A 26,269-nucleotide genomic window follows, 5' to 3' on the forward strand; every position below is an offset into this window, starting at 1 on the left:
AGATGCCCGGTTAGCACATCTTTGGCGGGAAGATCGCAGGGGAAGCCTACGAACCTGCCAATGTGTTCGGCAGATTTATTCACTTTGGAAGGCTGACACGCCGACTGGGCTTCATTACACTCGAACTCAGTCGCGCAGCGATCCCCGCCCCGGGCTGCCCCGGTGGCTTCCCCACGTGCGCGTCGCCCGCCGGTCTTCTCCGGTAGGGACCCCCATGGCAAGAGGACGTGTTTAGCCGTGAAGGTCGGCATCCCCCGCGAGGTCAAGAACCACGAGTACCGCGTGGCCATCACGCCCGCCGGCGTGCATGAGCTGGTCCGCAACGGACACGAGGTCTACATCGAGGACAACGCCGGTGTCGGCTCCTCGATCCCCAACGAGGAGTACGTGGCTGCCGGCGCCACCATCCTCCCCACCGCCGACGAGGTGTGGGCCACGGCCGACCTGCTGCTGAAGGTCAAGGAGCCCATCGCCTCCGAGTACCACCGGCTGCGCAAGGGCCAGACCCTCTTCACGTACCTGCACCTGGCGGCCGACCGCCCCGGCACGGACGCGCTGATCGCCTCGGGCACCACCGCCATCGCGTACGAGACCGTGCAGCTCGGCAACGGCGCCCTGCCGCTGCTCGCCCCGATGTCCGAGGTCGCGGGCCGTCTCGCCCCGCAGGTCGGCTCGTACCACCTGATGCGTCCGGCCGGCGGCCGCGGCGTGCTGCCCGGCGGCGTGCCCGGCACCCACCCGGCCAAGGCCGTCGTCATCGGTGGCGGCGTCTCCGGCTGGCACGCGGCCACCATCGCGATCGGCATGGGCTACGAGGTGACCCTGCTCGACCGCGACATCAACAAGCTGCGCGAGGCCGACCGCATCTTCGGCACGAAGATCAAGGCCATCGTCTCCAACACCTTCGAGCTGGAGAAGGCCGTCGTCGAGGCCGACCTGGTCATCGGTGCCGTGCTGATCCCGGGTGCCAAGGCCCCGAAGCTCGTCACCAACGAGCTGGTCTCCCGCATGAAGCCGGGCTCCGTGCTCGTCGACATCGCCATCGACCAGGGCGGCTGCTTCGAGGACTCGCACGCGACCACGCACGCCGAGCCGACCTTCCAGGTCCACAACTCGGTCTTCTACTGCGTGGCCAACATGCCGGGCGCGGTCCCGAACACCTCCACCTACGCGCTGACCAACGCGACGCTGCCGTACGTCGTCGAGCTGGCCAACCGCGGTTGGAAGGAGGCGCTGCGCCGTGACCCGGCGCTCGCCAAGGGCCTGAACGTGCACGAGGGCCAGATCACCTTCCCGGCCGTGGCCGAGGCCTTCGGCCTGGAGTCGGTCTCGCTGGAGAGCGTGCTCGCCTGATCCGGTAGACCGCCCTGCGGTCGTTCGCCCCCGACCCGATCGCCTCGGGTCGGGGGCTTCGCCATGCCCGTGAGCAGGCGGTGTTGTGGGTGGGTCGCTCTGTCGTCAATTTCCGTCGGTCGTCTCACCCCACCGCAGAAACGTTAGGGTCAACGGCCTACTCATCCCTTGACATCGGCCCGCCCGATAGTCGACACATCCTGCCCACTACCGTGGATTGTGTTGCTGCGAACGCCTTGAACGGCCTAGAGTCGCAAACCGTTGGCATGCTGCCACGCTGACGAATCGACATAGAGTCCTGGATGCCCAAGGAGGTAAGACGACTTGTGAATGAGTCGACATTTGCTCCCGGGGGTGGTCAGCCAGGACTGGCGGAGCGCACCGCCGGCCAGCCGAGTGAGGAGTCCGGGGCCCGGCAGCCCTCCGTGGGCTCGGCCGAGGTCGGCTCGGTCGCACTCCGTACCTTCGAAGCACGCCAGAACACAGCACAGGTGACCACGGTGACCGATCACGACGCCGACTTGGCGGCCTACGGCCTGGCCTACGGCGAGTTCGCCTACGGCGCCTACGACGACCCGGACGCCGAGTACGAGCCGGACCCGGAGTACGCCGCCACGCTGGCCCCCGACGCCGCGCGCCAGCGCCGCGAGCGGGTCGGCCCGACCGGCCGGCCGCTGCCGTACTTCCCGATCCCCGCGCCGGTCGCCGAGCACGGCCCCGCGCAGATCATCGCCATGTGCAACCAGAAGGGCGGCGTCGGCAAGACCACGTCGACCATCAACCTGGGCGCCGCGCTGGCCGAGTACGGCCGCCGGGTGCTGCTCGTCGACTTCGACCCGCAGGGCGCGCTCTCGGTCGGCCTCGGCGTCAATCCGATGGAGCTCGACGTCACCGTCTACAACCTGCTCATGGAGCGGGGCCTGACGGCCGATGAGGTGCTGCTCAAGACGGCCGTGCCGGGCATGGACCTGCTGCCGTCCAACATCGACCTCTCCGCCGCCGAGGTGCAGCTGGTCAGCGAGGTGGCCCGGGAGTCCGCGCTGGCGCGCGCCCTGAAGCCGCTGCTGCCCGACTACGACTACGTCATCATCGACTGCCAGCCCTCGCTGGGCCTGCTGACGGTCAATGCGCTGACCGCCGCTCACAGCGTCATCGTCCCGCTGGAGTGCGAGTTCTTCGCGCTGCGCGGCGTCGCGCTGCTGACCGAGACCATCGAGAAGGTGTGCGAGCGGCTCAACCCCGAGCTGCGCCTGGACGGCATCCTCGCGACCATGTACGACTCGCGCACCGTGCACAGCCGCGAGGTGCTGGCGCGCGTCGTCGAGGCGTTCGGCGAGCACGTCTTCCACACCGTCATCGGGCGGACGGTCCGTTTCCCGGAGACCACCGTCGCCGGCGAGCCGATCACCACGTACGCGACCAACTCGGTCGGTGCCGCCGCCTACCGTCAGCTCGCCAGGGAGGTGCTCGACCGGTGCCGCCCCGCCGAGTGAGTCTCCCGGGTGCCGACGAGCTGTTCCGGACCACCGGCGGGATGGCGTTGTCGCCGTCCCTCGCACCGCGTCCGGCCGCCGAGGCATCCAGACCGGAGACCGCGCGGACCGGCGACGGCACGGAGGGCGCCGAGGGCGCCCGGGACGCCCAGCGCACCGGCGAGGCCGGGCGCCAGCCGTCCCAGGACCAGCAGCCGGCCACCGGCGCACCGGCGTCCGTGCAGCCGCCCGCCCAGCGCTCCGCCACGGCGGCCGGGCCCCAGGGGACCGCGCAGGCCGCCTCCGGCGGTCGAGGCGCCGCCGTCGCGCCGATCGGCCGCCAGCACCCCGGCGCCGCCGAGGAGCAGCCCGGCACCGCCGGGCGCGCCCGGCCGCGCGGTCGGGCGCCGCGCCGCCCCAGCGGGCGCGAGCGGCACGACGAGAAGATCACCGTGTACGTGTCCGCCGAGGAGCTCATGGACCTGGAGCACACCCGGCTGGTGCTGCGCGGCGAGCACGGCTTGGCCGTGGACCGCGGGCGGATCGTCCGGGAGGCCATCGCGGTCGTCCTGGCGGACCTGGAGCAGCGCGGTGAGGCCTCCATCCTGGTCCGGCGGTTGCGCGGCCGGTAGGCCCCCTCCCGGGCCTCGGCGGGCGCCCCGGTGCTGCTCGGCGGCGGGGCGACTGCGCGTCGACGGCTTGTCGACGGCCTGCCGAGTGCGCGACGCGTGCGCGACGAGCGCGTGTCGACGGCGTGATGGTGCGTGACGGTGCGTGCTGGCGGCGTGTCGACGGCGTGTCGACGACCCCGGGACGGGGCGGGCGGCCGGGCCGGGTGAAGATGGACCGTCATGCCGAGCACCGCCGAACCACCCGCCACCGCCGTGAACGCGACCGAGCACGAGAACCCGTCGCGGGGCGGCTTCCAGGTACGGCTGGACAACTTCGAAGGCCCCTTCGACCTGCTGCTCAGCCTGATCGCCAAGCACAAGCTCGACGTCACCGAGGTGGCGCTGGCCACCGTCACGGACGAGTTCATGGCGCACATCCGGGCGATGGGCCCGGACTGGGACCTGGACGCGGCGACCCAGTTCCTGGTCGTCGCCGCGACCCTGCTCGACCTCAAGGCCGCCCGGCTGCTGCCCGCCGCCGAGGTCGAGGACGAGGAGGACCTGGCGCTGCTGGAGGCCCGCGACCTGCTGTTCGCCCGGCTGCTGCAGTACCGGGCGTACAAGCGGGCGGCGGCCCTGTTCGGCGAGCGCTGGGCCGCCGAGCTGGCCCGGCGCCCGCGCACCGTCGGGCTGGAGCCGCGGCACGCCGCGCTGCTGCCCGAGGTGGTGATCACCGTCGGCCCGGAGCGGCTCGCACAGCTGGCGGCCAAGGCCATGGAGCCCAAGCCGAAGCCGGTCGTGTACGTCGACCACATCCACAGCCCGCCGGTCAGCGTGCGCGAGCAGGCCGGGCTGGTGGTCGGGCTGCTCACCGAGCTGGGCGAGGCGTCGTTCCAGCGGCTGGTCGCGGACGCGCCGGACGACCTGGTGGTCGTCGCCCGCTTCCTGGCGCTGCTGGAGCTGTACCGGGAGCGGGTGCTGGCCTTCGAGCAGCCGGAGGCGCTGGGCGAGCTGCTGGTGCGCTGGGTGGCGGAGGCGGATCGGGGCTCGGTCGAGGTGACGGACGAGTTCGATCGGCCGGCGGGTGAGCGGGAGGAGAGTCGATGAGCGGCGGGAACGAGGGCGGGGGCGGCCGGAGCGGGGGCGTCGGGAGCGGTGGCGGGAGCGGGGGTGGCGCGAGCGAGGGCGGCGGGCGGCCGGTGCGGCGCCCGCTCGGGTTGCCGGGGCGGCCGCGGGCCGAGGAGTGGCTGGAGCCGGCCTTCGAGCTGCTGCCGGAGCCAGTCGCGGAGCCGGTGCCGGTCGCGGAGCCGGTGGTGGAGCCTGCCGGGGCTCCTGAGGTGGCTCCTGTGCCGCCTGTGGCGCTGGTGGCGGCCTCTGGGGAGGGTGAGGCGCGGGTCGTGCACCGGAAGTCGGCTCCGTCGACTACCGGCGCTACCGATCCGGTCGAGGACGAGGGCCCGGCCGCCGCCGGGCTGAAGGCCGAGCTGGAGGCGATCCTGATGGTCGTCGACGAGCCCGCCGGGGAGGAGCGGCTGGCGGGCGTGCTGGAGCGACCCCGGGCGCAGGTGGCCGTGGCGCTGCGCGAACTGTCCGCCGAGTACACCGCCCAGGGCCGGGGATTCGACCTGCGGCTGGTCGCCGGCGGGTGGCGGTTCTACAGCCGGGACACCTGCGCGCCGGCCGTCGACCGCTTCCTGCTGGACGGCCAGCAGGCCCGGCTGACGCAGGCCGCGCTGGAGACCCTGGCGGTCGTCGCCTACCGGCAACCGGTGTCCAGATCCCGGGTTTCCGCCGTCCGTGGTGTGAACTGTGACGGCGTGATGCGTACCCTGGTACAGCGAGGACTGGCGGAAGAGGCCGGATCCGAGCCCGAAACAGGTGCGATCCTGTATCGGACGACGAACTACTTCCTGGAACGGATGGGGCTCCGCGGCCTGGACGAGCTGCCGGAGCTTGCTCCCTTCCTGCCCGAGGTCGACGACGTGGAAGCGGAGTCCCTGGAGGGCACGATGATCGCGGAGGCGGTCGCCGCCGCTGCCGTACAGGTCGTGGACGGCAGTGGCGAGGCCGGTCGGGCTGCGCCTGATCGGTAGGGGGCGGTGAGGTCGGCCGAAACGACCGCACATCCCAGACGGAACGACGTACGGACACTTTGATGCGTAGCAGTGGCAACGGCAGGAACGGCAGCGGCGGCGGCAGCGGTCGCAGCGGACAGGGCGGGGGCCGGGGCGGCAGCTCCTACGGCGGCAGCGGCCGCGGCGGCTCGGGTTCGGGTTCGGGCTCCCGTGGGGGTTCGTACGGCGGTGGTTCGGGTTCGGGCTCCCGTGGGGGTTCGTACGGCGGTGGTTCGGGTTCGGGTTCGCGCGGCGGTTCGTACGGCGGTGGCTCGGGTTCGAGCTCCCGGGGCGGCTCCGGCTCGTACGGGCGGGACAGCCGTCGCGACGACCGGCGGGACGATCGCCGCGATGACCGCCGGTACCCGGACCGCCCGCTGCGGCCCGAGGAGCGGCGCTACGACCGCCCCGAGTTCGGCGGCGGCCCCAACGCCACCCCCGCCCGCGGCGGCTTCGCCGGCCGGCGCCCCGGCCCGGCCCCGCGTCCGCGTCGTGAGGGCCAGGGTGCCCCGGGCGACCCGCGCCGCCAGCCGCAGCGCTCGCGTGAACTGCAGGCCAAGATCGAGGACGCCGTCCTCGCCCGGCACGACAAGCCCGCCGTCAAGCTGCCCAAGACCTTCGGCGAGCCCGAGGGCGAGCGCCTGCAGAAGGTGCTGGCCCGGGCCGGCATCGGCAGCCGCCGCGCCTGCGAGGAGCTGATCGAGCAGGGCCGGGTCGAGGTCAACGGCAAGCGCGTCACCGAGCAGGGCAAGCGGGTCGACCCGCAGAACGACGAGATCAAGGTGGACGGCCTGACCGTCGCCACCCAGTCGTACCTGTTCTTCGCGCTCAACAAGCCGGCCGGCGTGGTCTCCACCATGGAGGACCCGGACGGGCGGCAGTGCCTCGGCGACTACGTGACCAACCGGGAGACCCGGCTGTTCCACGTCGGCCGGCTGGACACCGAGACCGAGGGCATCATCCTGCTCACCAACCACGGCGAGCTGGCCCACCGCCTCACCCACCCCCGGTACGGCGTGACCAAGACCTACCTGGCCGCCATCCAGGGGCCGATCCCGCGTGACCTGGGCAAGCAGCTGGCCCAGGGCGTGGAGCTGGAGGACGGCTACGCGCGCGCCGACAGCTTCAAGGTGATCTCCAACGTCGGCAAGAACTACCTGGTCGAGGTGACCCTGCACGAGGGCCGCAAGCACATCGTCCGTCGGATGCTGGCCGAGGCCGGCTTCCCGGTCGAGAAGCTGGTGCGCACGCACTTCGGTCCGATCGCGCTGGGCGACCAGAAGTCGGGCTGGCTGCGCCGCCTGACCAACCCCGAGGTGGGGCAGCTGATGCGCGAGGTCGGTCTGTAGACCGGTCGGTATATTTCTATAGACCGGTCGGTATGGAACCCGGGCGATATGTAGACCGGTCGGTATATTCGGGTTTCTGCTGAGGGCCTCCCCGTCGAGTGACGGGGAGGCCCTCAGCCGTTCGGCGGGGGCGGGCTGTGAGGCGGGCCGCAACCCCTGGTCACGGCCTTGTCAGCGTCATGATCCGTGGCAGAGGATGGCCACCGGACCACCACCCGCCCAGTGGCGGGACTGCGCCAGGGCGGGCGCCGGTGGGGGCGAACGGGGGAGACGGCGTCGTGTCCGATGCACCACTCAGCGCACTGGGACTGGCCGAGCCGGACGGACTGGTCTACGCGACGCTGGTGGCCAATCCGCAGTCCACCGCGGAGGAGCTGGCCGCCAGCTGCGGCCTGACGCTCCAGCAGGGCGTGCGCGCCCTGGACCGGCTGGCGCAGCAGGGCATGGCGACCCGGGCGCCGGTGGACCGGCAGCGCTACCTGCCGGTCGCCCCCGACGTCGCGATCGGCACCCTGATCGGCCACCGCGAGTCCGAACTACGGCACGCCCGGGCCGAGATGCACCGCCTGATGGACGCCTTCCGGGAAGCCTCCCGGTACACCGACCCGGCGCACTCGGTGGAGGTGCTGACCGGCGGCGAGGCGATCGCGCAGCGGCTGGAGCACATCACCGAAACCAGCCAGTACCAGGTCCGCGGCTTCGACCGGCCGCCGTACATCCAGGACCCGGTGGCCCCGATCCCGTTGCAGCGGCGGCGGCTGCGGGAGGGCCTGCGGCTGCGGACCATCTACGACCGGGACGCCGTGGCCTGGCCGGGCCGGCTGGAGCGGAACATCCTGGCCGGTGTGGCGGACGGCGAGGAGGCCCGGGTCCGGCCGTCACTACCGATGAAGATGATCATGTCGGACGACCGGATGGCGATCATCCCGATCAGCGTGGGCGACAGCGTCCTCGACGCCGCGTACGTCATCCACCCCTCCGCCCTGCTCCAGGCGCTGGACACGCTGTTCGAGGCGGAGTGGGAGCGCGCCGTCCAACTGCAGGCCGCGATCGGCACCGGGGACGCGACGTTGGAGCCGGAGGCCGACCACCGCAAGCTGCTGGGCCTGCTGGCGGCCGGCCTCACCGACGAGTCGATCGCCCGGTCGCTCGGCTGGAGCGCCCGGACCACCCAGCGCCGGCTGCAGAGCCTGATGCGGTCGCTGGGCGCCACCACCCGCTTCCAGGCCGGCATGGCGGCCCGGGAGCGGGGCTGGCTCTGAGCCGGGGCCGGTTCTGGACCGGGGCCGGCTCTGATCAGGGCCGGCTCTGATCAGGGCCGGCTCTGATCAGGACCGAGCGGGCCGCAGGGGTCGTCAGCTCCAGGGGGTGAGGCTCGCCCAGCGGCCGTCCGGGCCGCGCTCGACCTTCAGCAGGCCCTGGACGGCGGAGCGGTTGAGCCGTCCGTAGACGTGCGGGAACAGCGCGCCGGGGGTGGCCCCGGGCGGCGGTGCGCCGTGCGGGGCCTCCCACTTGACCATCGGTTCCACCAGCGACTCCTCGATCAGCAGCACCATCAGCGGGTCGGGAGTATCGGCGAAGAAGGCGTTGGCCACCGCGAGCGCCGTCTGCTCGTCCGCCGAGCAGTGGATGAACCCGTCGGTGAGCAGCGACGCGGCGGTGTACGGCCGACCGGGGTCGGACAGCCAGTCGTCCAGGGGGGTGAGGTGGAGGATCATGTTCCTGTTCTACCCGGTTTGGTCTGGTCCTGAGTGGTCGTCACGAGCGGATCGGCGTGGAGCCCGGGGTCGGGGTGGTCGGGTCGGGGTGGTCGGGGTCGGGGTGCTCAGAGGCCGGCGACCTTGGCGGTCACGGCGATCTCGTACACCAGCGTGACCGTCCGGCGGGCGCCGGGCCCGAGCGGGACGTCCCAGCGGAGGATGCCCGCGGCGTCGAAGGAGTCCGGCGAGGGGGAGCACTCCTCCTTGCGCAGCCGCACCTCCACCGCCGACACCTCGGAGACCGGCACCCGTTCGCGGACCGCGACGACCTGCTCGTCCCGCTCCTCCGGGCCGGAGAAGCGGGAGAGGTGCAGCCGCACCGTCCGGGTGGTCGTCTGGCGGCCGGTGAGCCCGGCGGTGGCCTGGCGCTCCTCGGTCTCGCGGACCACCCGGTAGCCGTCCGAACTGCCGAACGCCAGCTCGGCCTCGGCGCCGGTGGCGGTGAAGCCCAGCTCACCCCGGCCGGTGAAGCCGCTGCCGCGGACCAGCTCGACCGGGCCGGCGAGCAGGGGGTGCCCGGCCGCGTTGCGGAACCGGACCACCTGGGTCACCAGCGGGGACAGCTCCGGCGCGCAGGCGTACTCGCTGTTCGCCGGCCCGGTGAAGGCGCCGAGCGGCACCCGGTGAGCCCGGCCGTCGGAGGGCACGGTGGCCGGGGCGGGCGCGGGCAGCACCCGGACCTCCCCGCCGTCGTCCACCCCCGGTACGCCGGCGGCGGGGCCGAGCGTGCTGATCGTCTCCTCGCGCAGCTCCACCTCGACCGTGCGGCGCTCCTCCGCCGTGCGCTCGCGCAACGACAGCACGTCCTCGGTGACGGCGGGCGGGTCCGTGGCGAGGGCCGAGCGGGCGGTGGAGAAGGTGAGCCGGGCGCCGGTCCAGTCCTCGCCGGTGCGCTGCCAGACCACCGCCTCCGACTCCAGCCGCAGGCTCCCGCCGTCCAGGGTGGCCCGGTACGAGGGGCGCCAGAGCGCGCACGGCACCAGGTGGGTGACGGTCAGCCCGCTCGGGCCGGGCTGCGCCGCCTCGACGGTGAGCTCCAGGTGGGCGATCAGCTCGGCCGGGTCCTCCTCGGCCTGGTCGAGGGCGATCAGGGCCTGCGAGCGCTCCTGCTCCAGGCGGCGCAGACGGGAGTGGGTGGCCCGCAGTTCCTCGCCGTGGCGCTCGCGCTCGACGTCCACCCGGTCCAGTTCGCGGGCCCAGCGGGTGCGTTCGATCTCGCCGATCCCGGCGCCCTCGCCGACCTCGCGCAGCAGGTCGGCGGAGAGCTGGGCGAGCAGTGCCAGCCGGGCCTCCAGCCGGGCGCGGGTCCGGTCGGCGAGGCGGCTCTCGGTCTCCAGTTCGTGCAGCCGGCGGCGCAGCCGGGAGTCGTCCGGGCCGGGTGGCAGAGGGGCGCGCGGGCTCCAGTCGCGGACGATCCGGGCGTCCAGCACGCGGGTGCCGGAGGCGGTGGTCTCGGCGCGCAGGGTGCGGTCGACGGCGAGTGCGGTGAGCGGGCCCAGCCGCAGCCGCTGAACGCCCGCGGCGAGGTCGACGGTGGCCGTGCGTTCGACCTGGCTGCGGTCCTCCAGGCAGGTGACGGCGGAGACGGGGAGGGGGATGGTCGCTCCGGTCATCGTTCAGTTCCTCCGGTTTCCGCCGACGATGGCCTTTCCGGCCGGGATCTTGATCTGGTAGCCGCCGTCCAGCTCGGTGCGGCCGCCGGGCGGCAGGTCGACCCGCCAGAGCCGGGTGCTGGGCGGGCAGTCCGGTGTGGAGACCGTCGGGGCGTGCCAGTCGGCCCGCTCCTCGATCCGGATCTCGGCGTCGGAGGTGACCGGCACGCGCTCGCGGACCTCCACGGTGACGGTGCGGCCGAGCCGGTTCGCCAGCTGGACGTGCACCCGGTGGTCGAGCACGGTGCTGCTGTTCAGCATGCCCGCGGTGGACTCGTGCAGCTCGGTGCGGCGCGCCACCTCGATGCTCTCGGTCACACCGATGCCCAGGCGCCGCTCACCACCGGGGGCGAGGGTGGGCAGGGCGGCGGTGAGCAGGAACTCCTCGTCGACGGTGACCTCGACCGGGCCGGCGAGCACGGCGCGGTCGGTCCGGTTGGCGAGCACCAGGGTGGCGTACACCTTCTCCTCGACCGAGGGGACGGTGACGTACTCCGGGCGGATGAACACCGGGATCTCGTCGATCGTGACGGTGTGCCAGGTGCCGTCGGACGGGATGTCGGCGGGGGCGGTGGAGTCGAAGCGGTGATCGAAGGAGCCGGCCGACACGCGGGGCGGGACGGCGTGCCGGGGGAGCACGAGGTGGCGGACCCGCTCGCCGCCGGAGCCGCCCGGGACCGTCGCGGCCAGCTGCTCGCGGCCGACCCGCTCGGCCGGAGCGCGCAGGGTGCCGCGTTCGGCGGCGGGCGCGTCGGGACCGGCGAGGACGAGGTCGGGATAGTCGAGCAGGGCGGCGTCCGGGGTGAAGCCGGTGACGGGGGCCTCGGCGACGGTGCCGTCGCTGCCGTTGTAGCCGCGGTAGCCGCGGTGGCGGGAACGGCGGGCGGCGGGCTGCAGGTCCGGCGGGGGCGCGCCGCCCGGCGCGACGGGGGCGGGCGGCGGCGGGGAGGCCTGGGGCAGCGGGGCTTGAGGCATCGAGGCGGGTGCGGCGCCGTAGCCGGCGAAGCCGGTCGGGGTGGGCGGGGGCGCCGGGACCGGTTCGTTGACGTCCAGGGTGCCGCCGCGCGAGGCGGGGGAAGCCAGCCGGGCGGCGTCGGCCACGAGCTCGGGGGCGGCCGGGCGTGGACCGGAGGCCCGGGCGCCGCCGAGGCTCCCGACCTCGGGGGTGTAGCCGTACGGGCCCGGGGCCGAGACGGGGAGTGCGGCGGCGTGGCGCGGGGTCGGGCGGGAGCCGGTGCCGGCCGCGTCGTAGCCGGTGAAGAGGTCGGCCAGGCCGGCCGGGGGCTCGCGCCAGCCGGACGGCGGCGGGGCGGGCTGGCTGCGGCCGATCCGCAGCGAGCGGAGCCGGGGCAGGTCGGTGCGGCGGTCGAGGTCGGCGGTGGAGAGGGCGAGTCGGACGCCGGACCAGTCCTCGCCGGTCTGCTGGGCGATGGCGGCGCGCAGGACGAGTCGGCCGGTGTCGGCGCCGTGGCGATAGGAGAGGCGGTAGGCGGGTACCCAGCGGGCGGCGGGGACGCCGTACTCCAGCTCGATGTCGAGTCGGGCGGGGGGCTCGGCGGGGGCTGGTCCGGAGGGTTCCGGGGCGGCTTCCGTGGTGGGGCCGGGGGAGGCTTCCGGGGCGGGCTCCGTGGTGGTTTCCGCGGTGGGTGTGGTGAGGGTGAGCAGGACGGTGGCGGCCGTCTCGATCGGGAGGGCGGGGCCGGCGGTGGACGCGCGGTCCAGCCGGTCGGCGGCCAACTCACGCTCGTGGTCGGCGAGTTCGATCTCCCGGGTGAGCTCCTCGGCGCGCTCCTGGAGCCGGTCCAGGCGCTCGTCGACGAAGTCGGCGAGCTCCAGCCAGGCGTCGGCGGGCGTACGGCGCAGCGGCTCCTCGCGCCGTCGCTGCGGCGGCACGGCGCGCAGCGCGGAGGTCTCGGCGATCGCGGTCAGGACCAGCCGGTGGCGCTCGGTGAGCGTGCTCTGGCGCTCCATGGCATCGTCCAACTCGCGGCGGAGCCGGGGGAGTTCGGCCGGTTCGTGGAACTCGGTGAGCAGCTCCAGCCGGGCCTCGGTGACCGCCGCCCCGGCCGGGCCACCGAGCACCCGGGCGCGCAGCGAGCGGCCGTCCAGCGAGGACGGCAGGCCGGTCAGCCGCAGCCGGCCGCCGGCCGGGACCGGGACGCTGGCCCGGCGGCGGCACACCGCGCCCTCGGCGTACACCGCGACCGAGTCCAGGACGGACGGGTGGGCGGGGACAGCCGGCGGTTTCGACTGCCCGGCCCCGCCGCCGTGCCGATCGTCGTCGTCGTGCCGGCTGTCGACGCCGTGCCGGTTGTCCACGCTGTGCCGGTTGTCCACGCTGTGCCGGTTGTCGGCGCCGTGCTGATCGTCGCCGCTGTGCTGATCGTCCATGCGCAACCCCTTCGTTCGCGTGCCGTGTTCCGCGTGTCGCCCGCGCCGCGTTGGCGGCCAGTCTGCCCGGCTTCGGTGCGGGCGTCGCCGGATTTCGCGGGGCGCGGCGTGGGTGCCCGCCGCGGGGCCCGCCGTGCGTCCGCACGCGGTGGGACGGGGGTGGGTCCGTCGCGGTTGCCCACCCGGTGGGTGGTGGGGGCGCCGGTGGGGTGGATGCGAGAGGATGGGGCGGGTGTGCTCCCGGCCCGTCTCGGGAGCCCGGCCGGCCCGAGAACCAGAGACCCCGAGTACCCGCGTACCCGAGAATTCGAGAAGGAGCGCGACCCGCCATGCGCACTGCCGTCGTCGTCGGTACCGGACTGATCGGCACCTCCGCCGCGCTCGCCCTGGCCGGCCGCGGGCTGACCGTCCACCTGGAGGACGCCGATCCGGACGCCGCCCGGACCGCGGCCTCGCTCGGCGCCGGCACCACCGAGCCGGCCGAGGGCCCGGTCGACCTGGCGATCATCGCCGTCCCGCCCGCCCTGGTCGGCAAGGTGCTCGCGGACTGCCAGCGCCGCAACCTGGCCCGCTGGTACACCGACGTCGCCAGCGTCAAGGCCGGTCCGCGCAGCGAGGTCGCCGCGCTCGGCTGCGACACCGTCCACTACATCGGCAGCCACCCGATGGCCGGCCGCGAGCGCTCCGGCCCGCTGGCCGCCCGCGCCGACCTGTTCGAGGGCCGGCCCTGGGTGCTCACCCCCACCGACGACACCGACACCGAGACGCTCAACGCCGCCTTGGAGCTGGTCGCGCTCTGCGGCGCGATGCCGATCGTGATGGACGCGGCCGCGCACGACCGCGCCGTCGCCCTGGTCTCGCACGCCCCGCAGCTGGTGTCCTCGCTGGTCGCCGCCCGGCTGGAGCACGCCGACGAGACCGCCATAAGGCTCTCCGGCCAGGGTGTCCGGGACGTCACCCGCATCGCCGCCTCCAACCCCGGCATGTGGGTCGACATCCTCTCCGCCAACGCGGGTGCCGTCGCCGACATCCTGGAGGAGGTGGCCGCCGACCTCGGCGACACCGTCACCGCGCTGCGCGCCCTGGACGCCGCCGAGGAGGGCGAGCGCCGGGTGGGCGCGGCCGGGATCGAGGCCGTCATGCGGCGCGGCAACACCGGCCAGGCCCGCATCCCCGGCAAGCACGGCGCGCCGCCCACCCGTTACGAGACGGTGGCCGTGGTGCTCGGGGACCAGCCCGGCGAGCTGGGCCGGCTGTTCGGCGAGGTCGGCGCGGCCGGGGTCAACATCGAGGACGTCGTCATCGAGCACTCGACCGGGCAGCAGGTGGGCTTCGTCCAGCTGTCGGTGGCGCCGGGGGCGGTCAAGCCGCTCACGGTGGCGCTGCGGGCGAGCGGGTGGAGCGTCCGGGACTGAGGGCCCTTGGGGCTGAGGGCCCCTCGGGGCCGAGGGGCTGAGGGGGCGGAAGCCTTCCGGGCCTGAGGGGCTGCTGAGTCGCTACTGAGGGGTTTGTCGGCAGGGGGGAAATGATCATCGAGTTGCCGCTGGGCGAGACCCGGCACGGGTCCTCCGGCCGGCTGGAGGACCTGGGGAACGAGCGGTTCCTGCGGGCGGTGGTGGGCGGAGGGTTCCGGATCCGCCACCGAAGCGTCGAGACGCTGGTCGAACTGCCCAGGCCGGAGCCGCTGTACCCCGAGTTCGCGGAGCCGGAGCCCACCTGGAGCCTGCTGGTGCGGGCGGCCCACGCCGCCTTCGCCGAGCACCTGCCGTTGAGCCTGTCGCCGGACGTGCTCTGGTACGCGGTGGTGCACGAGGTGGCGGTGCACGTGCGGTTGAACGCCTCGGTGTACGAAGGGCTGTTCACGGCGCCTCCCGGGGTGAAGCGGCAGATCGTGGTCCGGGACGACGGTCTGCTCGGGTCGGGGCCGGACTGGGCGCGGTCGATCCGGCTGGTGCGGGAGCCGCTGACGGAGGCGGTCGGGTCGGAGCTGGTGGAGCTGTTCCAACCGACGTTCTCGACGACGAGCCCGGACGACGAGTCCTCGGCGCTGGTGGCGCTGATGGACGTGGTCAGCCCGTACTACGACTTCCGCTGGGAGACCCGCTGTGGCATCCCCCGGATCCGGCTGGAGGGCACGGCCGAGGACTGGGCGCTGCTGGCGGCGCGGGTCGGCGAGCTCGCGGCGCGCTTCGACCTGCTGGCGCCGTGGTTCGCCGAGCTGCGCCCGGTGGTCGACGAGATCGCGGCGACGGCGGCGGGCGGCCCGGTGGACGAGTGCTTCTGGCGTTCGTTCCACAAGTGGGAGTCGATGTCCGGCGGCCCGCAGGTGACCGGCTGGCTCACCACCTTCTTCGCGCACACCCGGACGGCGGCCGGCCCCCGGCTGCGGGAGTCCTTCGGCTGGTGGGAGGCGGCGAACGCGCCCTACCACCGGGACCGCTTCGTGCCGAACGACTTCCCGTCCCACGTCTCGAAGGTGCCGTTCGTCTGGGACCGCCTCGGCACCGAGCTCCCGATGACCTTCGTGGGTGGCGTCCTCGGCATCGAGCGGGACGGCGAGTACCTGCGGCCCCGGCTCGGGAACGCCGTTCTGCAGATCCAGCGGGCGGGACCGAGTCCTGAGGTGGGTCCGAGGCCTGAGGCGGAGGCTGCCGGGGCCTGAGGCGGGCGGGGTCGGGGTGTGTCGGCGGTCCATTAACCTTGAGGGAGACAATCCCCGGTCGTGTGCCTGCCCAGGCTCCCGGGTCCAGTGTTTAGAGAGAGGTTCGCCCCGTGGATACTGCCGACCGAGCGCACGCCCCGGTCGTCGTCGCCATCGACGGACCCTCCGGCTCCGGCAAGTCGACCGTCTCGCGGGCGGTGGCCGCCAGGCTGGGCCTGAGCTTCCTGGACACCGGCGCCATGTACCGGGCGATGACCTGGTGGATGCTGGCCAACGAGGTCGACGTGACCGACGCGGAGGCGGTGGCCGTCGCGTGCGGCAAGCCGGTGATCGTGTCGGGCACGGCCGCGGACGGCCCCACCATCACGGTGGACGGCCAGGACGTCTCCGGACCGATCCGCGGCCCCGAGGTGACGGCGCAGGTCAGCGCCGTGTCCGCGGTGCCGGCGGTGCGGGCCCGGCTGGTGGAGCTGCAGCGTGGCTGCGCCGAGGTCGCCGAGCGCGGCATCGTCGCCGAGGGCCGGGACATGGGGACGGTGGTGTTCCCGAACGCCACCGTCAAGGTCTTCCTGACCGCCTCCGAGCGGGCCCGGGCCGAGCGCCGGGCGGCCGAGCTGCGCGCCAAGGGCGTCGACGAGGCGACCATCACCGCGATGGCCGCCGACCTCGCCCGCCGGGACGCCGCCGACTCCTCCCGGAAGACGGCCCCGCTGGCCCAGGCCGCGGACGCCGTCCTGGTGGACACCAGCGAGCTCACCCTGGAGCAGGTGATCGACCGGATCGCCGCGCTCGTGGAGGAGCGGGCCGGGATGTCGTCGGTCTGACCGGACACATCGGTGTGACCGAACACGTCGATCGGACCGGATACGTCGATCCGACCGGATACGTCATACGTCGATCCGACCGGACATGTCGTCGGTACGACGACCGAATGAGCCGTGGTGCCGCCGAGGCGCCGCGGAGAACCAATCGCGCTGCCCCGAGCGGGGCAGGTACGCACGGCACGCCCCTGGGAAGGGCCGGGCCGGGAAACGGAACAGACGAACATGACCGCAGAGCACTCCGACACCAGCCCTGGTGAACTGGACGCCGCCGACTACGCCGAGTTCATGGCCCTCGCCGCCGAGGAGGGCTTCGACGTCGACGGCGTGGACGGCTTCGACGGCGCCGAGCACATCCCGCTGCCGGTGCTGGCCGTCGTCGGCCGCCCGAACGTCGGCAAGTCGACCCTGGTGAACCGCATCATCGGCCGCCGCGAGGCCGTCGTCGAGGACAAGCCGGGCGTCACCCGCGACCGGGTCACCTACGAGGCCAGCTGGAACGGCCGCCGCTTCAAGGTCGTCGACACCGGTGGCTGGGAGATCGACGTCCTCGGTATCGACGCGCTGGTGGCCGCGCAGGCCGAGCTGGGCATCGAGCAGGCCGACGCGGTGCTGTTCGTCGTCGACGCCACCGTCGGCGCCACCGACACCGACGAAGCCCTGATCAAGCTCATCCGCCGGGCCGGCAAGCCGACCGTGCTGTGCGCCAACAAGGTCGACGGCCCGTCCACCGAGGCCGAGGCCGCGTACCTGTGGTCGCTGGGCCTGGGCGAGCCGTTCCCGGTCTCCGCGCTGCACGGCCGCGGCTCGGGCGATCTGCTCGACGCCGTCATGGCCGCGCTGCCCGAGGCCCCGCCGCAGACCTTCGGCGACGCCGCCCCCGGCGGACCGCGCCGCGTCGCGCTGATCGGCCGCCCGAACGTCGGCAAGTCCAGCCTGCTGAACAAGGTCGCCGGCGAGGAGCGGGTGGTCGTCAACGAACTGGCCGGTACCACCCGCGACCCGGTCGACGAGATGATCGAACTCGGCGGCAAGACCTGGAAGTTCGTCGACACCGCCGGTATCCGCCGCCGGGTCCACCTGACCGCCGGCGCCGACTTCTACGCCTCGCTGCGCACCTCCTCCGCACTGGACAAGGCCGAGGTCGCGGTCGTCCTGATCGACGCCAGCGAGACCCTCGCCGAGCAGGACACCCGGATCATCTCGATGGCTGTCGAGGCCGGGCGAGCCGTCGTCATCGCCTACAACAAGTGGGACCAGCTGGACGAGGAGCGCCGCTACTACCTGGAGCGCGAGATCGAGCGCGACCTCGTCCAGGTGCAGTGGGCCCCCCGGGTCAACGTCTCGGCGAAGACCGGCCGGCACATGGAGAAGCTCGTCCCGGCGATCGAGACCGCGCTGGAGGGCTGGGAGACCCGCATCCCGACCGCGCGGCTGAACGCCTTCCTCGGCGAGCTGGTGGCCGCCCACCCGCACCCGATCCGCGGCGGCAAGCAGCCGCGCATCCTGTTCGGCACCCAGGCGGGCATCCGTCCGCCGCGGTTCGTGCTGTTCGCCTCGGGCTTCCTGGAGGCCGGCTACCGGCGCTTCATCGAGCGCCGGCTGCGCGAGGAGTTCGGATTCGTCGGGACGCCGATCTCGATCTCGGTGCGGGTGCGGGAGAAGCGCAAGAAGAAGTAGAGCGCCGGCGGGTACCACCGACAGCGGTCGGCAGGTTCCGGTTCCGGTAGCAGGTGTGGGCGAGGGCCCCGTCACGGTCGTGGCGGGGCCCTCGCTTGCTGTCGGTGGTGGCCTGTCAGTGGTGCTCGCCGTTGCGGCCCGGGGGGAGGGAGAGCATCTGGCGGTGGCGGCCGCCGGTGGGCGGGACGGTGGCGACTCCGGTGGCGGTGCCCATCGCGGGGGAGGGTGCCGGGGGCGGCGCGGGCATCGGGTGCGGGATCGTGCCCAGGTAGCCGGCGGCCACCCAGCCCTGACCGTTGGTGAACTGGGGGCCGGGGGACTGGTGGTGCTGCGGGACGGCGGCCGCCGGGGCAGCCTGGCCGAAGCCGTCGCTGGTGGGGGCGGCGGGCTCGGGGTGGGGGTGGTGGTGTGCCTGGGGGGCGTTGTGGCCGGTCTGGCCCGTGTGGGTGGCATGGGCGGTATGGCTGACGGGGCTGTGGCCGGTGGCGCCGTGGCTGGTGGCCTGCGCGTCGGCGTGGCCGGTGCTGTGGCCGGTGCTGTGGCCTCCGGTGTGGCCGGGCTGCTGGCTCGGCATGAACTGCGGTAGGCCTGGCACCTGCCCCCCGTAGGTGTGGAAGGCCTGGTGCTGGGGCGGGTACGGGCGCGGGTCGCCGAGTACGGGGTAGCCGTCGCGGACCGCGAAGCCCGTGAACGTCAGGCTCTCCTCGCCCGAGCGGTCGCCCGGAAGCGCGCGGAACAGCCGTCGGTACTCGGAGTACAGCTCGTCGTAGATCGGCGTCGTCGAGTGCGGGTGCTCCGCGTCGTACGACGGGCGCATGCCCGGGATCGAGCGGGGGGCGGTGGTGGACCGGCCGGAGGACGCGGAGACGTCGTAGCTGTACACACAGGGGCCAACGAGTGAGGGAGCACGGGGATGCGGGGTGCCGGGGCCCGGCCGGAAGGCGGCCCACGCCGAGCGGGGAGGCCGCCTTCCGACGGGTGCGGTGGCGCGGGAGTGGCTGCGGGTGGCACGGGTGGCACGGGTGGCGCGGACGCCGCCGGTGCCGGTCGGCTCAGGTGCCGGCGAGCGGGAGGGAGGCGGCAACCACCTGTCCCAGCGCAACCGCCCGCTCCAGGGCCTGGCGGAGCAGGTCCTCGCGCGGCTGGCGGCCGACCATCCCGGCCGGGACGGCGTACATGGTCACCTCGGAGAGCTGGCTGGCGGCCATCCGCCAGGCGTCGGTGACCTGGAGCGGCTGGTGCGCCTGCCACCAGCCGGTGCTGCCGCCGGCGGCCGCGGGCTGCAGCACCGCGTGCAGCTTGCCCATCGCCACCAGGACCGACCAGCCGGGCAGTTGGTCCGGTGTCTGGTCGAGGTCGGTGATGCGCTGGAACCCGGCGTCCTGGAGCAGGTCGAGGAACTCGTCCTCGCCCGAGGTACTGCCGGGGCGCCCGACCGGACCGGTCGGCTCGACCACCAGCGAGGCGTGCCCGACCTTGCCGTGCAGCACCAGCCCGCAGGTGATGCCGAGGATGGCGGCCTGGCCCGGCGCGCTCGGCTGGGCGGCGGGGGCCGTCGCGGGGGCGGGGTCCAGCGGGGTGGGCATCGCGGGGGAGTGCATCGCGGGGGAGGGCATCGCCGGGCTCGCGTGGGCGGCCGGGGCGCCGGTCTGGGCCTGACTGATGCTGCGAACGGCGCCGACCAGCTGTTCCTCGGCCACCGGCACCACCTGGGACGGGATGCAGCGGGCGTGGGCGAAGGCGAGTACGGCGGTCTCCTCGCCGACGAACAGGACGGTGCTGGTGGGCTCCACGTGGGTGTCGCCGGGGGTGCGGCACGAGGTGCATTCGTAGCTGTCGGGTGCGCGGTCGCCGCCGAGGAGGCGGTCCGCCTCGTCGTCGCCGATCTCGGACCGGACCTCGTCGCTGACGTCGAGCATGCGCGGCACAGGGTCTCCTCGGGTGGGTGCGGTTTGTGGTTCGGGGGCGGACACGGAGAGGTCGTCATGACCAACGGGCCCTTGTGTCAGGCGTCACGGGTGGCTGACGAGGCTGACGGGAATTGCCCCTGATCCGACCGCGCAGCGTGTTCTCGTGGTCGCAATGTGTCGATGTCGATGGCAGGCCTGCCGGAATGAAACCGTGAGGTAAGTCACGCCATTGCGGTGTTTGATCTAGGAATCAACGACTAAACGGACATTTCGGGCAAGATTGTGCGGTTATTACCGCCGGTAACCCTTGGCTGAGCTGGGCAGACCGGTGGGGTTTTGGTTTCCCTGCCGACCGGCTCGTAGCTTCGTTGGCGGCGCAACGAGCGCCACCCGGGTTCACCCCCGACGCACCGCCCCTCCGGTTCCGGCCGGATGCGGCAGGTGCCCGCCGACGTGATCGCTCGAACAGGTCGTCGGCGAGCGGCTGGGTGGCCGGGGCGGCAGCGGCACGTCCGACACGTGCACGGCCGTCCGACGGACGCGGCAAGCGAATGCGGCCCTTTCCAGGGTCTGGTTCCGCATGCCCGCCCGGGGCTGTCGAGAGGAACCCCATGACCTTCCGTCACGAGACCGCCGCTGCCACCACCTCCACCGCCACCAAGCGCAACCGCGTCCGGATGGCTGTCGTGGCGGGCGCCGCTGTCGCGGCCCTGCCGGTGGCCGGCCTCGTCACGGCCACCTCCGCCTCCGCCGCCTCCGTCTCCACCTGGGACTCCGTCGCCCAGTGCGAGAGCGGCGGCAACTGGGCCATCAACACCGGCAACGGTTTCTACGGCGGTCTGCAGTTCACCTCCAGCACCTGGGCCGCCTTCGGTGGTACCGCCTACGCCTCGCAGGCCAACCTGGCCACCAAGGCGCAGCAGATCTCGGTCGCCGAGAAGGTCCTGGCCTCGCAGGGGCCGGGCGCCTGGCCCGTGTGCTCCGTCAAGGCCGGTCTGACCAAGGGCGGCGCCCCGGCAGCCGTCGACACCTCGGCGGGTTCCACCGCCGGTTCGACCGCCGCCAAGCCGGCCGCCCCGGCCGCCAAGCCGGCGCCGGCCCCGAAGGCCGACGTCGCCCCGAAGGCCGCGCCGAAGGCTGACGTCGCGCCGAAGAACGTCGCCCCGAAGAGCGACGCCCCGAAGGCCGCGCCGAAGAACGACGCCGCCAAGGGCGCCAAGTCCTGGACCGGCTCGAACGATGCCAAGCCGGCCCAGGGCGGCAGCTACACCGTCAAGTCCGGTGACACCCTGAGCTCGATCGCCGCCGCGAAGGGCCTGGACTGGCACGACCTGTACAAGAACAACGCCAAGGTCATCGGGGGCAACCCCGACCTGATCCTCCCGGGCGAGACCCTGAGCATCTGACGCCTGTCGTCGATGCCTCGTCCGGTGCCTGTCGTTTGACGTCTGTCGTCTGACGCGTGCCGTCTGACGCTGTTGTCCGACGGAGCCGTCTGACATCGGCTCAGCGGGCCTCCCGGCCCGGCAGTGTGCTGACACCTCGGCCGCTTCTCCGCTGTGCGGAGGAGCGGCCGCCGGCGTGTCCGGCGTGTCCGGCGTGTCGGGGAGGGCGGTGCGGCGGCGCGTCTAGGGTCGGCTGCTGTGCCGCATTCGTGTGACGAACGTACGCATGGGGTCGTGCTGCGGTTGGGCGTCGTGCTGGTCCTGGCGGGTGTGGCGACGGCGCCGTCCGTGCGGGCCGGCGCGGCGACCCGGGTCGCGGACCTGGTGTGGGACGGACTCGCCCGGTGCGAGAGCGGCGGCGACTGGCGGGCCGACACCGGCAACGGCTACTACGGCGGCCTGCAGATCTGGCCGCCCACCTGGAAGGACGCCGGCGGCCTGCGCTTCGCCGACCGGCCGGACTGCGCGAACCGGCGGGAGCAGACGACCGTCGGTGGCGAGATCCTCCGGCGACAGGGGTGGGAGGCGTGGCCCGACTGTGCGCGGGAGCTGGGGCTGATCGGCCCGGTGCCGGGGCCCGGTGGCGGCCCCGGTGTCTGCGGCCGGCCTGGTCTGGCCTGGCCTGGCCTGGCCTGGTCTGTTCTGGCCGCTGCCGCTGCCGCTGCCGCTGCCGCTGCCGCTGCCGCTGCCGGTGCCGGTGCGGGAGGATGGTGGGGTGATCCAGGGCGAACTGTTCGGTGACCTGCCGGGGCCCTCCGCCGCGCGCGGACGCGTCGCGCCCGCCCCCGGGGCCGTCCTGCTCCCCGGCTGGCTGGACGCCGAGGCCCAGCTGCGCCTGGTCGCCGCCTGCCGGGAGTGGGCCCGTCCGCCGGCGGGCCTGCACGCCGTGCGGATGCCCACCGGCGGGATGATGTCCGTACGGATGGTCAGCCTCGGATGGCACTGGTACCCGTACGGTTATCGGAGCGCGGCCGAGGACGGTACGCCCGTCAAGCCGTTCCCGCCCGAACTCGGCAGCCTCGCCCGCCGGGCCGTCGCCGACGCGTACGGAGCGGACGCCGGGGAGATCGCCGGCGCAGCGTCGTACGAACCTGACATCGCGATCGTCAACCACTACCCGCACGGCGCGAAGATGGGCCTCCACCAGGACCGCGACGAGCGGATCGACGCGCCCGTGGTCTCGCTCTCGCTCGGCGACGCCTGCGTGTTCCGGCTCGGGAACACCGAGACCCGGACCCGTCCGTGGACCGACCTGGAGCTGCGCAGCGGGGACCTGCTGGTGTTCGGCGGCCCGGCCCGGTTCGCGTACCACGGGGTGGTGCGCACGGTGGCCGGCACGGCGGATCCGGGGCTGGGGCTGGTCGGCCGGCTCAACATCACGGTGCGGCAGTCGGGGCTGGTGGCGGGGGCGGCGGACGAGACTGGGGTGGCCTGAGGGTGGTGCGCGTCGGGCGGTGTTCGCCGGCTCGCCGCTTGCCGGCTCGGCGTTCGCTTGCTCGTTCGAGTGAATCGGCTCCTTGGGCTCGGTGAGCGGGAATGACCCCGGTCGCCGGAGAATTCGAGTGGGTTGGAGAATTCGCTCAGGACGGGCGCCGGCAACCGGACGGAAGACCTCCGCCCTGGCCGCGGGCCCGGAGAGGAAGCGCACGCATGGGTACCCCAGTCGACGACCTTGTCGACCTGCTCGACCTGGAGCAGATCGAACTGAACATCTTCCGCGGGCGCAGTCCCGAGGAGGCGCTGCAGCGGACGTTCGGCGGCCAGGTCGCCGGGCAGGCGCTGGTCGCGGCCGGGCGCACGGTGGACGGCGACCGCCCGGTCCACTCGCTGCACTCCTACTTCCTGCGCCCCGGTGTGCCCGGCGTGCCGATCGTCTACCAGGTCGACCGGATCCGCGACGGCCGCTCCTTCACCACCCGCCGGGTACTCGCCATCCAGGGCGGCCGGTCGATCTTCGCCCTCACCGCCGACTTCCACCTCCCCGAGGAGGGCGGCATCGAGCACCAGTTCCCCGTACCGGGGGTCGCCGCCCCCGAGACGCTGCCCAGCGCGCTGGACGAGGTCGGCTCCCGGCTCGGTGAACTGCCCCCGTTCATCAGCCGCCGCCAGCCGTTCGACATCCGCTACGTCGACCGGCTGCGCTGGACCAAGGAGGAGCTGGCCGGCGTCGAGGCGCGCAGCGGCGTCTGGCTGCGGACCAACGGCCGGCTGCCGGACGACCCGCTGATCCACGTCTGCGCCCTCACCTACGCCAGCGACATGACGCTGCTGGACGCCGTCCGCGCCCCCGTCGAGCCGCTCTGGGGCACCAGACACTTCGACATGGCCTCGCTCGACCACGCGATGTGGTTCCACCGCCCGTTCCGTACGGACGACTGGCTGCTGTACCAGCAGGAGTCCCCGATAGCCCACGGCGCGCGTGGCCTCGCGCGCGGGGAGATCTTCGACCGGAACGGGCAGCTGGTGGTGTCCGTCGTGCAGGAGGGGTTGTTCCGGCCGCTGCGCAAGGGGGCGGCTGAGGGCTGAGCGTCGTCCCGGCGGGCGGCGTGTACGGGGTGTTGCCGTCGTGACACCGTGTTGCCGCCGGATGGCGATTGCGGCGGGCGGGAATGATCCGTCCGGGCGGGCGGCGTTGTGGTGGATGAGCGAGCCGGACGGCCCGAACGGCGGGCCGTCCGAGAACCGGAGCGGGAGGGTGTACCGATGACGGCGACGGCCTCGGAGGACTGGAAGCACTGGAGCGACAACCGGGCGGCGTCGGTGAGCGCGCCGCACGGCCAGCTCGCACTCACCGGCACGTACTGGCTGCAGCCGGAGCCGACCGAGATCCCCGGCCTGCCCGGGCTCTGGTGGGCCGACGCCGAGGGCGTCCGGGTCCGGGCGGCGGCCGGGGACGGCATCACCGTCGGCGGCGCGGGTGGGCCGGTCGACGGCGAGGCGCTGCTGCGTCCGGACACCGATCCCGCCGCCGACACCGCCACCCTCGGCGACCTGCTGCTCGTCCCGATCGAGCGCGAGGGCGAACTCGCCCTGCGGGTCTTCGACCCGGCCGCGCCACGCCGCACCGCCTTCGCGGGCATCTCCGCCTACCCGTACTCGCCGGAGTGGGCCGTCCCCGCGGTCTTCACCCCGTTCGAGGAGGACGGTGCCCAGTCCGTCCTCGTCCCCAACGCGGACGGCAAGGAGCGCCCGCTGGCCGTCACCGGGCGGATCGCCTTCACCGTCGCCGGCGAGCACCGCACCCTGACCGTCACCCGCTCCGGCGACCGCCTCACCGGCGTCATCGCGGACGCGACCAGCGGCATCGACACCTACCGCTTCCGCTTCATCACCCTCCCCGCCCCGGACGCGGACGGCCGCACCGTCCTCGACCTCAACCGGGCCTACCTGCCGCCGTGTGCCTTCGCCGACCACTTCATCTGCCCGTTCCCGCCGCCGGGCAACCGGCTCGACTTCGCGGTGGAGGCGGGCGAGCGACAGGTCCTGAGCAGGTAGGACGGCCGTGGCTCGACCCCGGTGCGGGGAGCGGGGAGGGCAGGGCGGAGCATGGGGGGCTGTGTCGACCGATCATCCTGCCAATTCAGCCCAGCCCTCCCATCCAGCCCAGGCGGACGCCGCGCCTGCCGCCGCGCCTGTCGTTGTCCCGGCACCGGCGGCCGGTCCGGTGTCTGGTCCGGTGTCTGGTCCCGCGGCCGGTCCGGTGGCCGCCGAGGCTGGTCCCTGGTACCGCCGGGCCCTCGCCGACCTCAGCCCGCTGCGCGACCACCCCGACTACCGCCGGGTCTGGTTCGGGCAGGCCGTCTCCTCCATAGGCCAGCAGATGACGGCCGTCGCCGTTTCCGTCCAGGTCTACGACCAGACCCGCTCCGCCTTCGCGACCGGCTTGGTCGGCCTCTTCTCCTTCTTCCCGCTCGTCGCCTTCGGCCTGTACGGCGGCGCGATCGCCGACACCGTCGACCGGCGCAAACTCGGCCTGATCGGTTCGGCCGGGCTCGCCGCCGTCTCCGCCGTCCTCGCCGTGCAGGCCCTGGCCGGCATCGGACAGGTCGCCGTCCTCTACGCCGCCGTCGCCGCCCAGGCCGGCTTCTTCGCGCTCAGCTCGCCCGCCCGCTCCGCGATGATCCCCCGGCTGGTGCCCAGCCACCAGCTCCCCGCGGCGAACGCCCTGAGCACCGTCAGTATGAACCTCGGCCTCACCGTCGGTCCCATGCTCGGCGGCGTCCTCATCGGCGCCTACGGAGCCCAGGCCGCCTACCTGGTCGACACCGTCGCCTTCGCCGGCACCCTCTACGCGATGTGGCGCCTGCCCGCCATGCGCCCGCTCGGCGACCGCAAGGGCCGCGCCTCCGTCCTCGACGGCCTCCGCTTCCTGCGCGAGCAGCCCAACCTGCGCATCAGCTTCCTCGCCGACCTGGCCGCGATGATCTTCGGCATGCCGCGCGCCCTCTTCCCGGCCATCGCGCTCACCTTCTACGGCGGCGACGCCCGCACCGTCGGCCTGCTGGTCTCCGCCCCCGCCGTAGGCGCCCTGATCGGAGCCCTCTTCTCCGGCTGGGTCAGCCGCGTCCACCGCCAGGGCGCCGCCGTCCTCGCCGCCGTCGCCGCCTGGGGCCTCGCCATCGCCGCCTTCGGCGCGCTCCACAACCTGTGGCTCGGCCTCCTCCTGCTCGCGGTCGCCGGCTGCGCCGACACCGTCAGCATGATCTTCCGCAACACGATGATGCAGGTCGCCGCCCCCGACGAGATGCGCGGCCGCCTCCAGGGCATCTTCGTCGTCGTCGTCGCCGGCGGCCCCCGCCTCGGCGACTTCGAGTCCGGCGGCGTCGCCGCCCTCACCAACCCCGCCACCTCCGTGATCACCGGCGGCCTCGCCTGCGTCGCCGCCGTCCTCCTCCTCGCCGCCCGCCGCCCCGCCTTCCTCACCTACGACGCCCGCCACCCCACCCCCTGACCCACCCCCCCAACCGTGCAACCCTGCAGCGAGCACCCCTCGACGTGCTGTATTGTTTTCCACGTCGCCGGGACAACCGGAGACAAGGTCGAGAAGCC

The 26,269-nt window shown here is 73.6% G+C and carries 22 protein-coding genes; 17 read left to right on the top strand and 5 right to left on the bottom strand.

Annotated features, from left to right (window positions below; translation table 11 throughout):
- The first annotated feature begins 237 nt into the window (after positions 1-237).
- The 7 genes from ald to ACIO5E_RS28285 all read left to right on the top strand — a co-directional run bounded on the left by ald (position 238) and on the right by ACIO5E_RS28285 (position 8,161).
- Positions 238-1,353: an alanine dehydrogenase gene (gene ald / locus ACIO5E_RS28255; RefSeq protein ID WP_400673051.1), complete on the top strand. Its 1,116-nt coding sequence runs from the start codon at positions 238-240 to the stop codon at positions 1,351-1,353.
- A 425-nt stretch (positions 1,354-1,778) separates the two neighbouring features.
- Positions 1,779-2,846: a ParA family protein gene (locus ACIO5E_RS28260; protein ID WP_030245868.1), complete on the top strand. Its 1,068-nt coding sequence runs from the start codon at positions 1,779-1,781 to the stop codon at positions 2,844-2,846.
- Entirely contained in the window at positions 2,843-3,457 is a 615-nt protein-coding gene (locus ACIO5E_RS28265) for a hypothetical protein (protein WP_400673054.1), read from the top strand. Before ACIO5E_RS28260 ends, ACIO5E_RS28265 begins: the two co-directional genes overlap by 4 nt.
- A gap of 219 nt (positions 3,458-3,676) precedes the next feature.
- Positions 3,677-4,543, top strand: coding sequence for a segregation and condensation protein A (locus ACIO5E_RS28270; RefSeq protein WP_400673057.1), 867 nt, complete (start codon positions 3,677-3,679; stop codon positions 4,541-4,543).
- Between the two features lie 365 nt (positions 4,544-4,908).
- Positions 4,909-5,529 carry an SMC-Scp complex subunit ScpB gene (locus ACIO5E_RS28275; RefSeq protein ID WP_400673559.1) on the top strand — a complete coding sequence of 207 codons (621 nt, stop codon included), beginning with the start codon at positions 4,909-4,911 and terminating at the stop codon, positions 5,527-5,529.
- A 62-nt stretch (positions 5,530-5,591) separates the two neighbouring features.
- Positions 5,592-6,899 carry a pseudouridine synthase gene (locus ACIO5E_RS28280; RefSeq protein WP_400673059.1) on the top strand — a complete coding sequence of 436 codons (1,308 nt, stop codon included), beginning with the start codon at positions 5,592-5,594 and terminating at the stop codon, positions 6,897-6,899.
- A 278-nt stretch (positions 6,900-7,177) separates the two neighbouring features.
- Complete coding sequence (locus ACIO5E_RS28285) at positions 7,178-8,161, top strand: helix-turn-helix domain-containing protein (protein WP_280685963.1); 984 nt, start codon at positions 7,178-7,180, stop codon at positions 8,159-8,161.
- A gap of 93 nt (positions 8,162-8,254) precedes the next feature.
- On the opposite strand, the gene ACIO5E_RS28290 is transcribed toward ACIO5E_RS28285, so the two are convergent.
- The 3 genes from ACIO5E_RS28290 to ACIO5E_RS28300 all read right to left on the bottom strand — a co-directional run bounded on the left by ACIO5E_RS28290 (position 8,255) and on the right by ACIO5E_RS28300 (position 12,702).
- Positions 8,255-8,617, bottom strand: a complete 363-nt coding sequence (locus ACIO5E_RS28290; RefSeq protein ID WP_400673062.1) for a DUF952 domain-containing protein — start codon at positions 8,615-8,617, stop codon at positions 8,255-8,257.
- A gap of 107 nt (positions 8,618-8,724) precedes the next feature.
- Complete coding sequence (locus tag ACIO5E_RS28295; RefSeq protein ID WP_400673065.1) at positions 8,725-10,272, bottom strand: mucoidy inhibitor MuiA family protein; 1,548 nt, start codon at positions 10,270-10,272, stop codon at positions 8,725-8,727.
- Between the two features lie 3 nt (positions 10,273-10,275).
- Entirely contained in the window at positions 10,276-12,702 is a 2,427-nt protein-coding gene (locus ACIO5E_RS28300; RefSeq protein WP_400673068.1) for a DUF4139 domain-containing protein, read from the bottom strand.
- A gap of 329 nt (positions 12,703-13,031) precedes the next feature.
- Between ACIO5E_RS28300 and ACIO5E_RS28305 the strand changes: the two genes are divergently transcribed.
- The 4 genes from ACIO5E_RS28305 (at position 13,032) to der (ending at position 17,865) form a co-directional block, all read left to right on the top strand.
- Positions 13,032-14,117, top strand: a complete 1,086-nt coding sequence (locus ACIO5E_RS28305; protein ID WP_400673071.1) for a prephenate dehydrogenase — start codon at positions 13,032-13,034, stop codon at positions 14,115-14,117.
- A gap of 110 nt (positions 14,118-14,227) precedes the next feature.
- Positions 14,228-15,364 (top strand): DUF4419 domain-containing protein, encoded by a 1,137-nt coding sequence (locus ACIO5E_RS28310; RefSeq protein ID WP_400673074.1) that lies wholly within the window; start codon positions 14,228-14,230, stop codon positions 15,362-15,364.
- A 110-nt stretch (positions 15,365-15,474) separates the two neighbouring features.
- Entirely contained in the window at positions 15,475-16,188 is a 714-nt protein-coding gene (gene cmk, locus ACIO5E_RS28315) for a (d)CMP kinase (protein WP_400673077.1), read from the top strand.
- A 222-nt stretch (positions 16,189-16,410) separates the two neighbouring features.
- Positions 16,411-17,865 carry a ribosome biogenesis GTPase Der gene (gene der / locus ACIO5E_RS28320; protein WP_400673080.1) on the top strand — a complete coding sequence of 485 codons (1,455 nt, stop codon included), beginning with the start codon at positions 16,411-16,413 and terminating at the stop codon, positions 17,863-17,865.
- 115 nt (positions 17,866-17,980) lie between these two features.
- On the opposite strand, the gene ACIO5E_RS28325 is transcribed toward der, so the two are convergent.
- Both ACIO5E_RS28325 and ACIO5E_RS28330 read right to left on the bottom strand, forming a co-directional pair.
- Positions 17,981-18,748, bottom strand: a complete 768-nt coding sequence (locus ACIO5E_RS28325; RefSeq protein WP_400673082.1) for a hypothetical protein — start codon at positions 18,746-18,748, stop codon at positions 17,981-17,983.
- A 169-nt stretch (positions 18,749-18,917) separates the two neighbouring features.
- The gene (locus ACIO5E_RS28330; protein ID WP_400673084.1) at positions 18,918-19,793 is read right to left on the bottom strand and encodes a hypothetical protein; all 876 of its coding nucleotides are present in this window, start codon (positions 19,791-19,793) and stop codon (positions 18,918-18,920) included.
- 593 nt (positions 19,794-20,386) lie between these two features.
- On the opposite strand from ACIO5E_RS28330, the gene ACIO5E_RS28335 reads away from it, so the two are divergent.
- The 6 genes from ACIO5E_RS28335 to ACIO5E_RS28360 all read left to right on the top strand — a co-directional run bounded on the left by ACIO5E_RS28335 (position 20,387) and on the right by ACIO5E_RS28360 (position 26,171).
- Positions 20,387-21,181 carry a transglycosylase family protein gene (locus tag ACIO5E_RS28335; RefSeq protein WP_400673087.1) on the top strand — a complete coding sequence of 265 codons (795 nt, stop codon included), beginning with the start codon at positions 20,387-20,389 and terminating at the stop codon, positions 21,179-21,181.
- A gap of 273 nt (positions 21,182-21,454) precedes the next feature.
- On the top strand, positions 21,455-21,961 hold the full coding sequence (locus ACIO5E_RS28340; RefSeq protein WP_400673088.1) for a transglycosylase family protein: 507 nt from the start codon (positions 21,455-21,457) through the stop codon (positions 21,959-21,961).
- Complete coding sequence (locus tag ACIO5E_RS28345; protein ID WP_400673562.1) at positions 21,939-22,655, top strand: alpha-ketoglutarate-dependent dioxygenase AlkB family protein; 717 nt, start codon at positions 21,939-21,941, stop codon at positions 22,653-22,655. The genes ACIO5E_RS28340 and ACIO5E_RS28345 overlap by 23 nt, the downstream gene beginning before the upstream one ends.
- A gap of 215 nt (positions 22,656-22,870) precedes the next feature.
- Entirely contained in the window at positions 22,871-23,746 is an 876-nt protein-coding gene (locus tag ACIO5E_RS28350; RefSeq protein ID WP_400673091.1) for an acyl-CoA thioesterase, read from the top strand.
- Positions 23,747-23,923: 177 nt separating this feature from the next.
- On the top strand, positions 23,924-24,715 hold the full coding sequence (locus ACIO5E_RS28355; protein WP_400673094.1) for a DUF1684 domain-containing protein: 792 nt from the start codon (positions 23,924-23,926) through the stop codon (positions 24,713-24,715).
- Between the two features lie 181 nt (positions 24,716-24,896).
- The gene (locus ACIO5E_RS28360) at positions 24,897-26,171 is read left to right on the top strand and encodes an MFS transporter (RefSeq protein WP_400673097.1); all 1,275 of its coding nucleotides are present in this window, start codon (positions 24,897-24,899) and stop codon (positions 26,169-26,171) included.
- Positions 26,172-26,269: the final 98 nt, after the last annotated feature.

The organism is Kitasatospora sp. NPDC087314 (assembly GCF_044744365.1).
Lineage (GTDB): Bacteria > Actinomycetota > Actinomycetes > Streptomycetales > Streptomycetaceae > Kitasatospora.